The sequence below is a fragment of the Celeribacter halophilus genome (assembly GCF_018860305.1).
Classification (GTDB): domain Bacteria; phylum Pseudomonadota; class Alphaproteobacteria; order Rhodobacterales; family Rhodobacteraceae; genus Celeribacter; species Celeribacter halophilus_A.
In genome coordinates this window covers 446,026-459,392 of sequence record NZ_JAHKPE010000031.1, presented here as the reverse complement: position 1 = coordinate 459,392, position 13,367 = coordinate 446,026, and the positions used below count along the sequence as shown (strand labels likewise).

General features: G+C 53.6%; 13 protein-coding genes. 7 read left to right on the top strand and 6 right to left on the bottom strand.

What is annotated here, in order from left to right; all coding sequences use genetic code 11:
* Positions 1–6: 6 nt before the first annotated feature.
* The 3 genes from KO492_RS14090 to KO492_RS14080 all read right to left on the bottom strand — a co-directional run bounded on the left by KO492_RS14090 (position 7) and on the right by KO492_RS14080 (position 3,009).
* Complete coding sequence (locus tag KO492_RS14090) at positions 7–1,515, bottom strand: tripartite tricarboxylate transporter permease (RefSeq protein WP_216045535.1); 1,509 nt, start codon at positions 1,513–1,515, stop codon at positions 7–9.
* A 1-nt stretch (position 1,516) separates the two neighbouring features.
* Positions 1,517–1,978 carry a tripartite tricarboxylate transporter TctB family protein gene (locus tag KO492_RS14085; RefSeq protein WP_216045534.1) on the bottom strand — a complete coding sequence of 154 codons (462 nt, stop codon included), beginning with the start codon at positions 1,976–1,978 and terminating at the stop codon, positions 1,517–1,519.
* A gap of 68 nt (positions 1,979–2,046) precedes the next feature.
* The gene (locus tag KO492_RS14080) at positions 2,047–3,009 is read right to left on the bottom strand and encodes a tripartite tricarboxylate transporter substrate binding protein (RefSeq protein WP_216045533.1); all 963 of its coding nucleotides are present in this window, start codon (positions 3,007–3,009) and stop codon (positions 2,047–2,049) included.
* Positions 3,010–3,261: 252 nt separating this feature from the next.
* On the opposite strand from KO492_RS14080, the gene KO492_RS14075 reads away from it, so the two are divergent.
* From KO492_RS14075 to KO492_RS14045, 7 genes are all read left to right on the top strand, one after another.
* Complete coding sequence (locus KO492_RS14075; RefSeq protein ID WP_216045532.1) at positions 3,262–4,113, top strand: DUF1932 domain-containing protein; 852 nt, start codon at positions 3,262–3,264, stop codon at positions 4,111–4,113.
* Positions 4,114–4,212: 99 nt separating this feature from the next.
* Positions 4,213–4,893 (top strand): RraA family protein, encoded by a 681-nt coding sequence (locus KO492_RS14070; protein ID WP_354668244.1) that lies wholly within the window; start codon positions 4,213–4,215, stop codon positions 4,891–4,893.
* A 25-nt stretch (positions 4,894–4,918) separates the two neighbouring features.
* The gene (gene dctP / locus KO492_RS14065; protein WP_216045531.1) at positions 4,919–6,025 is read left to right on the top strand and encodes a TRAP transporter substrate-binding protein DctP; all 1,107 of its coding nucleotides are present in this window, start codon (positions 4,919–4,921) and stop codon (positions 6,023–6,025) included.
* 63 nt (positions 6,026–6,088) lie between these two features.
* Entirely contained in the window at positions 6,089–6,640 is a 552-nt protein-coding gene (locus KO492_RS14060; protein ID WP_216045530.1) for a TRAP transporter small permease, read from the top strand.
* 21 nt (positions 6,641–6,661) lie between these two features.
* Positions 6,662–7,948 carry a TRAP transporter large permease gene (locus KO492_RS14055; RefSeq protein ID WP_216045529.1) on the top strand — a complete coding sequence of 429 codons (1,287 nt, stop codon included), beginning with the start codon at positions 6,662–6,664 and terminating at the stop codon, positions 7,946–7,948.
* Positions 7,948–8,760, top strand: coding sequence for an amidohydrolase family protein (locus tag KO492_RS14050; RefSeq protein WP_216045528.1), 813 nt, complete (start codon positions 7,948–7,950; stop codon positions 8,758–8,760). The genes KO492_RS14055 and KO492_RS14050 overlap by 1 nt, the downstream gene beginning before the upstream one ends.
* Positions 8,761–8,782: 22 nt before the next feature.
* Entirely contained in the window at positions 8,783–9,994 is a 1,212-nt protein-coding gene (locus tag KO492_RS14045) for an alpha-hydroxy acid oxidase (RefSeq protein WP_252735529.1), read from the top strand.
* A 243-nt stretch (positions 9,995–10,237) separates the two neighbouring features.
* Here the strand turns inward: KO492_RS14045 and KO492_RS14040 are convergent, their stop codons facing one another.
* From KO492_RS14040 to KO492_RS14030, 3 genes are all read right to left on the bottom strand, one after another.
* Positions 10,238–11,461 (bottom strand): TraI domain-containing protein, encoded by a 1,224-nt coding sequence (locus KO492_RS14040; RefSeq protein WP_216045527.1) that lies wholly within the window; start codon positions 11,459–11,461, stop codon positions 10,238–10,240.
* A gap of 6 nt (positions 11,462–11,467) precedes the next feature.
* Entirely contained in the window at positions 11,468–11,947 is a 480-nt protein-coding gene (gene mobI, locus KO492_RS14035; RefSeq protein WP_216045526.1) for a conjugative transfer protein MobI(A/C), read from the bottom strand.
* Positions 11,948–12,174: 227 nt separating this feature from the next.
* Positions 12,175–13,281, bottom strand: a complete 1,107-nt coding sequence (locus KO492_RS14030) for a helix-turn-helix domain-containing protein (RefSeq protein WP_216045525.1) — start codon at positions 13,279–13,281, stop codon at positions 12,175–12,177.
* Between the last annotated feature and the right edge of the window lie 86 nt (positions 13,282–13,367).

The following is a 13,367-nucleotide window of genomic DNA, read 5'->3' as shown; positions in this document are numbered from 1 at the left end:
ATTTCTTTATTCTTCGAACGAAGCTGCCTTGGGTTTTCTCCGCAACAACTTTAGCCTTGGCAGCCAAGGAGAAACAAGCGCAACTACAACCAAAAGCACGAGGGTGATTGAAATCGGGCCCTTAAAAAGATACCAGTAGTTGTCCCCTGAAATTAACAGGGCCCGCCGAAAGTTTTCTTCAGCAATCGGACCTAAGATAACCGCAAGCACGGCTGGGGCAGTTGGGATAGACATTTTCTCCATAGCAAAGCCAATCAGACCAAATACTAACATGAGTATGACCTCAAAGATACTATTGTGGATGGCATAAATGCCCACAACTGTCAGGACGATGATGATAGGTCCAAGCAACTGACGCGGGACACGCAAGACATTCACGTAAGCCCGTGCGCCCAGTTTTCCGATCACAAACATCAACCCCGACGTGACCAACATGGTCAGCATAAAGCCATAGGTTATATCTGCATCAGCGCGGAACAGATCCGGGCCGGGCCTCAAGCCATGCACAAGCAACGCGCCCAGAATAACGGCAGCGACGGCGTTTCCCGGTATGCCAAGTGTCAGCGCCGGGATCAGCGTAGCCGCGGTATCAGCATTGTTTGCGCATTCCGGCGCTGCAAGGCCCGCAGGTTCGCCTTTGCCCCAATTTTCCTTGTTTTTCGAATGCCGACGCTCTTCCTGCCACGCAAGAAGGGCTGCGATGTTGCCACCCAATGCGGGGATCAGGCCGACGACAAGGCCGATACCAGACGCCCGTATCCAGGTGGGAATGAGGCTGGGCCAAGGGAAACCGCTCGATCTCTCTCCCAGATCAACCCCCCCCGTATCAATTGCGTTCTTGCCCAAGAACAGGTCAATAGCGGGCGGGATCGCATAAAGACCGGTCAACAGAACGACAATGTGGATGCCCGAAAGCAACTCGACGGTGCCAAAGGTAAAGCGTTCGTTGCCGCTGATCGTATCAATGCCAACGATACCGATGCATAGGCCAAAGCAAACGGACAGGATACCTTTTTCTGGATTGCCCGCCATCATGATGGCAATCGTCGTCATGCCGAAGATGGCAAGCCAAAAATAGTTGGCTGGGCTGAACTTTAACGCAATCACTGCAAGTGGAGGGGCGATCAAAAGCAAAGCCACGGCGCTGACGGCGCTGCCGATGGATGATGAGACTAGCGAAATGTCCAAAGCGAGACGCGCCTTGCCTTTCTTCGCCATTTCGTGGCCATCAAAGACGGTGGCAATACCCGCGGGTGTGCCAGGGATACGCAACAAGATTGCTGGGATAGATCCCCCATACATCGCACCGTTGTAAATCCCCGCAATCATTCCAAGCGCGACAAGAGGCTCCATGGTGAATGTCAAAGGGATAAGAACTGCGATGCCCATAGTGGCCGACAGCCCCGGCAATGCGCCCACAGCAATACCAACAGCGGTACCAACGATCATGGCTAAAATGACATGGAAATCGAGAAGGCCGGGTGCAGCGTGAGCAATACTCAGGAAAACTTCCATATTATCTGACTCCCAAAAGTTTCAGCAAAGCTTCGGGCGGGAGCGGCACTGAAAGCAGTACACGAAATACCCCGTACAGGACCAAAGCAAAACCAGCGGCGGTCAAAGCAATGACGGTCCAGTTCCGGTATCCAAGCGCAGCAGCGGCACAAGGCAACATGATTAGCGTCGACGTGAAAACGCCGAGCCAGGCAAACCCCGCCACATATGCCAGACCAACCACCAGAACGAGAATGAACAACTTGGTTTCGCGGGGCTCCAAGTCGAGGTCTTTGACTTCCCCCGCAGCAAGGGTGCGCACTGATTTAATCGACCATAACAGGCACATCAAAAGCCCAAGGCCCGAAGCAACAGTCGGCACATAGGAGGACAATCCCCTGTAACCTGTTGCAAAATATAGTAATACAGAAAATAGCGCCGCGAACAGGCCGGCAGCGATGAGTTCCACGCCACTTTTGTTCATCGTGTCCTCCCAAAAGTCAAAATTTCAAAACGGCCGGTGACCATAACGTCACCAGCCTTAGTTTTAACTTAGTTGATCCAAGGATTCTTGTCCCAGAGCTGCTGTAGCTGGGCACCCAGCACATCCAGATGCGCTTGAAACTCATCAGCATTCTGATAGTTCAGCGCCAAGTTTTGCTTGGTCGCGGCTTCAAGGAATTCAGGGTCTTTCACAGCCTTGGAAATCGCTTCTTGCAAAGCGTTCAGCGCCTCCTCAGGAATGCCCGCAGGCGCTCCGATGCCACGGTCTGACCCCATAATCACGTCGTAGCCTTGCTCTTTAAATGTTGGAACGTCAGGAGCGCCGGGCCAGCGTTCATTGCTCATCTGACCAAAGGTGATCAGTTGCCCCTCATCAACAAGCGCAATAACTTCGCTGATATTCGTGGATGCCATGCTGATGTGTCCACCAAGTACTGCGGCACGCACATCACCCGACCCCGAAAAGGGAACGTGAGTCATCTCAATACCTGCTTGACGCGAGAATTCCAGAGCCGCCAGATGGTCGTCACCACCAATACCCGTTGTGCCATATGTCACGGCACGGGGGTGTTCTTTTGCATAGGCGACAAGTTCGTCCAGATTTTTGAACGGAGAGGTAGGCAACACATTGAATGCACCAGGATCATACACGACGTTTGCCACCGCCTGAATTTCATCCATCGAATAACGTGTTTCACGCGAGATCGGGATAGTCAGAATATTTGGGGTGTTGATGAAGCCGATAGTGTAGCCATCAGGCTTCGCCTTCGCCAGCTCGGTAAAGCCGATTTCACCGCCGGCACCGGGCTTGTTAACAATGGTGATTGTCGCACCGTCACCTAAGTATTTCTCGACAAACGACGCTAAAGTTCGAGCCACGGTGTCAGTGCCGCCACCGGGTGAATAAGCCACAATCATCTCGATAGGGCGCTCGGGATACTCAGCAAATGCTGCGGCTCCAGCAATGGCAGACACGCAAAGTGCTGCTGCAAAGGCTAAAGAATTCTTCATAACTCCTCCCAAAGTTTATTTTTCGAACTGTCGCGTCTCCTTAACGACAGCCAATTTTTGGATACACAAATTCCTATAACCCGTCTACAAAATTCTTTAACAAGCTAGAGAATTTACAAAAGCAAATTAATTATATTAAATATTTCAATTAGATAGAACCTATAAATCAAAAACTCAAGAAATATCAAATTTATTTCCTATTGATTTATGTTTTTATTTTGTATTTTTTGAACACTAACAGGGAGGAGATATATGACTATGGAAACACTTAAGGGCTCTGTGTTACTCATTGGCTATGGTGAGGTAGGCCGTGCTTTTGGCGCACAGGTTGAACAATCCGGCAGCCGCCCGATCTATGTCGACCCGATGGCGCGAAATATTCCTGATACAGCAACAGTTCTGAACACGCTTCCCGCCGAAATCCCCGACACTACACTTGTTCTTGGCGCGTTCCCCTCAGCTGCGGCCCGTAGCGTTGCTCAGGATCTTGCCACCCGTTCCGGTGCTTTTCTTTACGTGGATATGTCTTCCTCACCGCAAGGATTGATGCAAGATTGTGCCGCCGAATTCGGAAATCAAAGCGCACGCTTTGTGGATGCCGCGATCGTGGGGTCGGTTGACCTTTCCGGCGCCAAGGCGCCGATCCTGCTGTCAGGGCCGAACGCAGATCAGGCCGAGGCCGCCCTCCGGGCGCTTGGCTTTGACGCAAAGGCTTTGCCCGATTCCAAAGCGGGCGACGCATGCGGAGTCAAACTGCTGCGCACGCTGATGACCAAGGGGATTGAGGCACTTGCCATCGAATGCTTTTCAGCCGCCGCAAAAATGGGGCTGTCCAAAGAGATATGTGAGAACCTGTCCGACATTGGTGTACGGCCCTTTCCCGAACTTCTGGACGCGATGGTGCGGTCGCATGTCATACACGCACCGCGTCGAAAGCTTGAGATGGAGGCCGCGATTGATCAAGCACAGTCTCTTGGTCTTCAGGTGCCGGTCAACCAGTCCGTTCTTGAAGTCTACAAGGCGACCTCGGCGCGGATCGAAGCGGAACATCCCAATGTACCGATGAGCATCGGCCAGGCGCTAAACTGGTTGTCGAAACCCTAAAACAGTCGAAACGCGCGAGCTCTGACATTGCGCGCCGCAAGCTCCCTTTTCGGGACCTAACTTCGCCTCATTAAACAACCCGACCACAGGAGAATTATCGTGACCAACGGTTTTACGATCCGTAACCGCACCAAAAAGGTTGATGCCACTCTCGCCGAGCGTTTCGCGCGCCTGCCTGTTGCAAACATCTCGGACTCGATGAGCCGGATGACCGCTGCGGGACCGCGGTTGCGCCCTTACCATGACCAAGGAAAGGTCATGGCCGGTGTCGCACTGACGGTCAAGACACGCCCAGGTGACAATCTTCTTGTCCACAAAGCCATTGATATGGCCGAACCCGGCGACGTGATCGTTGTCGATGCAGGCGGCGATCTGACCAACTCGATCATGGGCGAAATCATGGTCTATCTGGCGCAGGAAAAGGGTGTCGCCGGCTTTGTGATCGACGGTGCGATCCGCGACTCCGACGAAATTAAAGCTTCTGGAATTGGCATGTTTGCCGCTGGCGTGACGCATCGTGGCCCCTACAAGGACGGCCCCGGCGAGATCAACGTCCCCATCGCAATCGACGGAATGGTGATCCACCCCGGTGACTTGATCGTGGGCGACTGTGATGGCCTGGTTTGCGTCCCATGTGATGAAGCCGAAACCATTGTTGAAGCCGCAGAGGCCAAACAACGTGCGGAAATCAAAGAAATCTCTGCTATTCGTGACGGCAGCGTCGACCGCGAGTGGGTTGAAAAACTGCTTGAGGCGCGCGGCGTCGCTTACATCGACTGAAACTATCATTTAGGGAGGAAACCAAATGAAACTATCATCAATCAAATCAACAGTAATGGGCCTGGCGGTCGCCATCGCCCTTCCGGCAATGGCCAGTGCGCAGGTGACCGAAGACCAACTTCGCGAACTTGCCGCCGGTCTGCCGGATACGACACAAATTAACGTGCTGGGCATCGCCTCGAGCACCTCCGAGTGGAGCATATTTGTTCAGCCGTTCTGGACAGAAGTCGTGCCGCGCTTGAGCGACGGCAAGATCAAGGTCAAACTGAGCTCGATCACAGAGCTGGGCGTGCCCGGCTCGCAAATGATCAGACTTGTCCGGTCAGGCGTTTATGATATCGCTGACACCGTGGCATCCTACGCGGGCGAGGACATCAAGGTGCTGGATGCCCTGGACATCTCCGGCGTGTCGCCGACGATTGAAGACATCCGCGAAACGACTGCCGCCTTTATGCCGGTGGTTCAAAAAACGTTGAAAGAAAAGACGAGAACGCAAGTTCTGGCAAGTTGGCCCACAACGGGCCTTGTTTTCTGGTGCCAGTCCGAAGTCACCAAGCTTGAGGACATCAAAGGCAAGACTGTTCGGGTTTTCAACGGTGTTCTTGCCGACTACGTCACGGCTCTTGGCGGATCACCTGTATCCATGCCATTCGCTGAAATGGCGCCTGCCCTGCAACGTGGCGTCATCGACTGCGGCGTCACCGGGACGGCCAGCGGCAACATTGCCAAGCTTCCCGAAATCACAAGCTATGTCTACGCTCTGAACTCCGGCTGGGCGCCGCAACTGCGCATCGTAAATTCAAAATGGTTCGCGCAACAGCCCGCCGAAGTTCAGGAATGGCTGACGCTTGCCAGCAAATACTTTGAGCAGGATATGGCGTGGCCGACACAGATCCGCAGCCACAAGATGGGTCTTGCCTGCACGGCCGGCGAGGACAGCTGCGATACCGCTGGCGGCTTTACCAAATACAACTCGACGGTGACATTTCCCACCGAAGCCGAGTTGAAAACCGTTCAGGAACGGGTGCAAAGCGACGTGCTGCCGAACATCGCGGCCAACTGTGGTGACGCCTGCGTTGCTGACTGGAACGAGACAGTTGGCAAGCTTGTCGGGATCACCATGTCCAAATAAGGCCTACGCCTTCACTCCAGCCACATTGGCCGGAGTGGTTTCCCTCAGAAGAAGGTTGAGACCATGGAAACCCCTTCGCTTGTGAAAAACTTGCAAAAAATCATCATCTACCCTTCGCGTCTTGGTGGGTATGGGCTGCTTGCCGTTGCGTCAATGATTTGCGTTGATACGATCATACGGAAAACGCTCAAGATTTCGATTGTCGGATCAACCGAGATTTCCGGCTTTGCCTTTGCTTTCGCAACCAGTGTCGCAATGGCATTTGCCGTTCTGTCTGCTGCACATATCCGCGTAGACATTGTACAAAGATTGCTGCCACAAAAACTCGGTGCGGCCCTGAATGTCGTGGCCGCCGCTGCGCTCTTTGCGATTGGTGCGGTGCTGATCTGGAATGAATGGTTACAGTTGGAAGAGGTGATCGATTTCGAAGCGACCTCGACCTTGCTGGATCTACCACTGTGGATACCGCATGTGTTGTTCCTGTTCGGGCTGACACTTTTTACAATGGCGGCGCTCGCCATGTTTATCGCACAGCTTCGCAGCTATCCGGGCAACATCCCCGCGTTCGAGGCTGACCCAAACAACCCCTTTGACATTCCCGACGATGTCCTCTGACATCCACTAGGAGAAAAACTCATGCAGTTGCTTGGCTTTACGCTCAGCCTTCTGACGCTCATCGTCACAAGCATGCCGATCGGGGTGATCTTGATCCTGATGGGCATCATAATGAGCCTGTTCTGGCTGCCCGTTGACATCTTTGCGGTCATTGGCATCACCACTTGGGAAACCGCCACAAATGATCTTTTGATCGCGGTTCCGCTATTCATCATGATGGGTGAAATCATGTTGCACAGCGGCAGCGCGTCCTCGATGTACCGGGCATTGTTGCCTTGGCTGAACAGGCTACCCGGCAGCCTGATGCACACCAACATCGCGGCATGTACCATGTTCGCGGCGACATCAGGGTCCAGTGTGGCCACCGCAGCGACAGTCGGCACCATCGCAATCCCGGAGATCAAGAAGCGCGGATTTAACGAGCGGCTGTTTTTGGGCACTTTGGCCGCAGGCGGAACGCTTGGCACATTGATCCCGCCCTCGATCAACATGATCATTTATGGCGCGATCACCAAGACCTCTATTCCAAAGCTCTATCTTGCTGGCTTTGTGCCCGGGCTCTTGCTGGCGCTGGTTTTTATGGCTACGATCGCCATCTTGTGCACCATTAAGCCCGCTTGGGGCGGTGAGAAAGTCGTTGCAACATGGGAGGACCGCGTCAAGGGATTGCCCGACCTTCTGCCGGTGTTCTTCATTTTCCTCGTAGTTGTGGGGTCGATCTACACAGGCATTGCTACTCCCACCGAAGCGTCGGCGTTGGGGATCATCGCATCCTTACTGCTAAGCGCTTGGAATCGCACCCTCAAGCTCAGCATGTTGAACCGTGCAATCGACGGCACGATGCGCTCGGCGGGTATGATCATGTTTGTTCTGATCGGGGCATATTACCTGAACTTTGCCCTCGGCATTTCCGGCTTTGTCGATCAGATCAATTCGTTCATCACGACGCTGCCACTGCCGCCTATCGCGATCCTGACTGTCATCATCGTGATCTATCTGCTTCTGGGCTGCGTGCTGGATGGCATTTCCATGATCGTACTGACGGTTCCGGTAACGGCCCCCGCTGTGATGGGACTGGGTTACGATCCGGTCTGGTTCGGCATCATCATCATGCTTGTCATCGAAGCCGGCATGATTACACCGCCTATCGGCATCAACTGCTACGTCGTGCAAGGCATTCGTACGGGCGGATCGCTGAACGATGTCTTTATCGGGATATTGCCATTCCTGGTGTCTATTCTTGTGGTCATCGCGCTGATGGTCGCCTTTCCCGAAATCGCACTTTGGCTCCCAGGAGTGTTTGAGTAATGTCGTTTGAAAAACTTGGCCTAACCGTAAATGACCCCGTATGGGACTGTCACTTTCATATCCTCGACAGCGCCGCACCGGTCGCGGCGACGGCATCCCTGCCCAATGAAACGGCCACAACCGATCAGTACAAGCAGGTCGCCAAACGGTACGGCCTGACCCATGGCGTTGTCGTCCAGCCTTCGATGTACGGCATCAACAACGATGTTACCCTACGCGCCTTAAAAGATCTGGGTGGAAATTACAGAGCCGTCGGCGTGATCGCACCCGACAGCGACGTCACGGTCTTACAGCAGTTTGACCAGCTGGGTATGCGTGGTGTGCGATTCAACCAGGTGCAGGTTGGGGCTACGCAGACACAGGACATGCCGCGCATCGCAGAACTGATCCAGGATCTTGGCTGGCACATTCAGCTGCATATTTCAGCTGACGCGCTGGAGGCGCTTTTGCCAATGCTTCAGGATCTGCCAACACGGCTTGTTCTGGACCATATCGGACGCTGTCCCTTTGATGCACCCGACAGCCTGCGGACATTGCTCGGGCTGTACGAGTCCGAACATGTCTGGATCAAACTGTCCGGCCCCTACCACCAACGCGATGACACGCTATCCTTTCAACACAATCTGGCCCTTGCAAAAAAGCTTATTGCGATAGACCCCTCCAGATTGGTCTGGGGCAGTGATTGGCCGCATGTGACAGAACAGCCCAAACCACCATTCGAAGAACTTACCCGCTTTATGGAAGAGGCCGCGGACGACGAAACGACGTTGCGCAAAATCGTAAGCCTCAACGCCACGCAACTTTACGCGTGAGCAGAACCAGAGGGAAAAAACCATGACAGACCGCCCCAAACTTGCGCCCATGATCACCCAAAGGCCCGAGCCCACAGCACCCGCGCTCCTGCGAGGCTACTTGGCGCTGGACGACTTTCGGACATGTGCCGCCAAACGACTGCCCCTGCCGATCTTCGGCTACGTCGACGGCGGCGTGGAAACCGGTGCCAGCGTGCGGAACACACGCACCGCCTACGAACGCCACGCCTTTGTGCCAAACGTGCTACGTGATGTCTCGGAACGCAGCACGCGGACCAGCATCTTTTCCCAAGAGGTTTCGGTCCCCTTTGGCATCGCGCCCATGGGATTCAGCGCCCTTGCCGCCTATGACGGCGATGTGGTTCTGGCAAAAGCCGCGCATGAATTTGGCAGCCTTGCCATTTGCAGCGCCGCCTCCCTGACGCCACTCGAAAGGGTCGCCTCGGAAGGACATTCGTCTTGGTTTCAATGCTATGTTCCGGGCGACGACGCCAGGATCGAAGCTTTGATCGCGCGCCTGCTCAAAGCCGGATTTTCCACGCTTGTTGTCACCGCTGATGTGCCCGTATCCGGCAACCGCGAGAACAACGCGCGCAACGGTTTCGATGCCCCGTTCCGATTGACACCACGCCTTGCGTGGCATTTCGGATCGCATCCCCGCTGGACCTTGGGAACACTCGCACGCGAAGTGATGAAACGCGGGATGCCGCATTTGGAGAACATGGATGCAGAACGCGGTCCCCCGCTCTTTTCCAAGAACCTGACAAGATCGACCATCGGCCGAGATCGGCTGTCATGGGACAACATCGCCTTCATCCGCCGCAATTGGCCCGGCAAGCTTGTCCTGAAAGGCATATTGTCAGTGGACGATGCAATTCATGCGGAACAACTGGGCGTCGATGCGGTCATCGTATCAAACCACGGAGGCAGACAGCTTGACGCCTGCGTCGCACCGCTTGACGTGCTGCCCGAAATCCGCGCCGCTGTCGGTTGCAATGTTTTTCTCGATGGCGGGATACGCCGCGGCACCGACGTCATCAAGGCACTCGCACTTGGTGCAGACTTTGTATTCCTTGGGCGGCCCTTCCTGTTTGCCGCAGCAACTTTTGGCGCGCTGGGGGTGACCCATGCGTTCCGACTTTTGCAGCAGGAAATTTCTCTCTCTATGGCCTTGCTCGGCATTGAACGGCTCGAACAACTCTCTGCAGATTTCTTGCGCTCTAAACGTCCGTGAACCCTGCACCCTGTCTGACGTCAGCCGCCTTCCTGCGCATTGCTGCCCTTAGTGCATGGCGTGGCAAGAGCTACCGCGCAGACAGGGGTGTAAATGTCGACTTTTCACAATGCAAACCAAGGATCGCGCACCTGCAGAGAATGTCTGCAAACCGCCCAACCTGTAAGGCGGTAAGATTATACGGCCGAACCGGCTAAACACCCATGCAAACCCGCCTCTTAGTCTATCCTCCCTCGCACCCTTTCAGAACAGTACACGCACCTCGGGCATCCCAGCCCATGCAATTTTGCTTCCTAGGGGAAAATAGCTCACAGGTTCTTCGATCTCGCGGCAGTCTTCACCGTTTACAAACTGGATCGTGGCATTGACCGCGGGCCAATACCACGGGCGAACATCTTGGAACATATCACTTTTGATGAAAGGAATATGTTTGTTCAGAATTCCATGCATCTCTAGAGCAGGAACCGTCCCTGCTGGACGCCCGTTATCCCTCAAAGAAGCACCAAAATTTTCTTCCGAGCGAAGGTATCTCCCAAAGCTATGCAGGTGCTCGTATGACATACGAAAGAAAGGGAGAGCCTCGCCGGTACTGCTGCCATCTATCCAGATATCCGCCATGATGAAGGGGCTGTAAGCTGTGTTCCATGAGCAAATACTTGCGTACTCGATGAAACGTCTGGAGACATGAAGATCCGAGTATTTTGGCTGCCATCGGAATTTGGGATCTAAGTCACGTTCGATGCTTTCAACGTCGGCTTTTTTGATGGATGAGACCAGAGAATGGTGAAACTCTCGCCTGTCCAAATATTCCTCCATTGCTTGGAGAGCATCTGGGTTCCGCCGCCGAATGGCATCAAGAAGGTCTTCGGAGATCAGCTTGCGCCAGATGGTTCCTGTTGCAGCCTCATGTCCCAGATAGGAATCTCGTTGATAGTGCAGCATCAGGTATTTTACGTTGTGTTCCTGAGACCACGACCAGAGGCTCTCCTGCATCGGGTCCCAGCGAGGAAGGTCGGGATCAGGTATTTCCAATGCCCCAAACCCGCGGCTCTGATCTTCCCAACGTAGTGGGTAGACATGAAACAGGGTCAGGATTTTTCCGGCATCATGCATAAGCCCGCCGATAAAGCCGGCAAGTACCATGCCCTCATCTGTGCAGTGATCCTCTTCCTGCAAATATGCAGCTGCGAGTGCCGCTGTTTCCAAAGAATGAAAAAACAGGCCCCCAGCCGTACGGTGATGGATCGTGCTACTCGCCGGAATGCACATCGTGAATTCAATGAAGGTGTATAGCGCGCCTTTTAACGCCTCTGTCTCGCGCTCATCGAGAAAAGCAAAGCGCTCAAGAATAAGCTTAAACTCTCTCTCATAGGACGCGATCGTGAGGTTGGGGTTAATGACCTGAAAACGTGCGGCGCGGAAATAGCGGCCGAAACTCAACGCATGATCATCTTCTTCTCTGATCATATTACATCACTCCTTCGGTAAGTATGTTGATTTCTGGCGGCAAAGATCTCGGAGCGCGGCAAGACGTGCCGTTCGGAACCGGATCACTGCGAGCTGTTGTTCGATTTTGATCAGTGGGACACGGATGTCGTCAGGGAACTTCTGGAATATGTTCGAGTTGTATTGATATTTTCCACGCGCTTTGATGGGCTCCGTCGGCGTAAAGCGAAGCCCATCGCGTACGCGGCTTTTCCCCTTAAATCTCACCCAATCAATTCGGGGACCCAAGGTGTCGTTCCGGATACGAAGAACAATGCCGAGGTTTACGGCTGGCAGGTCGCGTGATCGGTAAATTGAAAGATGGTCGATAGCTTGACCGTGCAATGTCTCGGCGTGCTCGATCAAGACACTCTCTATGAGGAGAAAATGACGTCTGAAGTAATCCTCATATCCGTACGCCAGGTCTTCCAAAGTAAAGGGTTTTTGGCGGGTTTCATATACGGACATCACGACCTCCCAAATACGACCAGATTTGATGAAAGTGACGGCGGGGCTTTCGGTGAGCATCTTCACAACAGGAGGGAAGCGCGTACACATGGTTCTTAATGGGGGGAAACCCACCTTTCGTCACATACAAGGACCAAAGCACCAAGGCGTTCCATGAACCGAAGCGGCGTTCGCCAGGCCAGTTGATATGTTGAACTTTACGTATGGCTGGGGCAAGCGCGATAGAACTACCGAGCATTCTTGGCCTCCTCGATATGACGCACCAATTCGCCGTACAAGCTGCCAAGGATTGCCTGGTCTCGTGCAGATTTTTGGCCCAAACCCACAAATGCTTTGGCGACATCTCTGACTTTGCCTCGATCTGTACGTTCTGCATTTCTGTCAGCAATGATCAGGCACAAAGCCGTGCGTCTCTCTCCCAGTTGACTGCACATATTTTGCCATGCCTGTGTCTTGATGCCGTGCTCATGAGCACGTTCCTGCGTAGCCAGCTCTATGCTTCTCCAGTCAGGGTTATTCGCAGTACCTCGACCTGATGCGTAGAACTTGATGTGTTCTCGTAGCCGTTTACTCGCGAGAAGTGTCGCCATTTGTGGCGTTGTTTGCAGTTCATACTCGCCCTCAGGTTCTTTGGGCGTACAAGTTTTCTTTTTCTTTTTTTCTTTAGTAATCGGTGTGGGTGAAATGTCCGACTGGTGGGACATTTCGCCCATACTGTCTTCAACGCAAAAATCGTTAAACACTGCTTCTAAAGCTTCAGCGATCTTCTTGAGGCGCTCATAGCTATTTACCGTGGATGGTCTGCGATTAGGTAAAATCTGCGTAGCGGTATCTAAGGCATCTTCATTGCCCAATGCGCGAATATCGGAGAACAGTTTTCGAATTTGGCCACGAAGTCGCACAACGTCATATTGCTCGAAAGAAGCTTTACGTGCGGCGGCCTGAAGCTCTTGAACCCGCTCGATGAGGGGGGCGAGATTAATTCCGTACTCGTATTTGATGACATCATTTTTACGCAGCCCTGTGCGGCGGCTGTGTGGTGTACAGCTTTTTCTGATGTATTGCTTTGCCTCAAGATCGACCTCGATCCTGCTGATCTGACGGCGGTCATACGATATCTGTGGATCATCTACGATACTGGTAACCCCATGCCAGAATGCGCAAATGCGTCCTGGTTCATAATCAATGTCCATGGTGTGGGTGATCGCGTATCGCAAATAGGCTACCGCCCCTTTGCTTAGGCCGAGAACCCTACGGCCGCGTTCGATCATTTTCAATAGATCCCAGCGCGTCATGCCTGCCGGCAACCCCCGGTGCGTCAACTGATTACTCATGCGGCACCTCCACGAATAAAAGTCGCAGAGATTGCATGCTTTGGAAGAAACGGGTAACCTGAGATTAGACAGCTTAACTGAGAGCT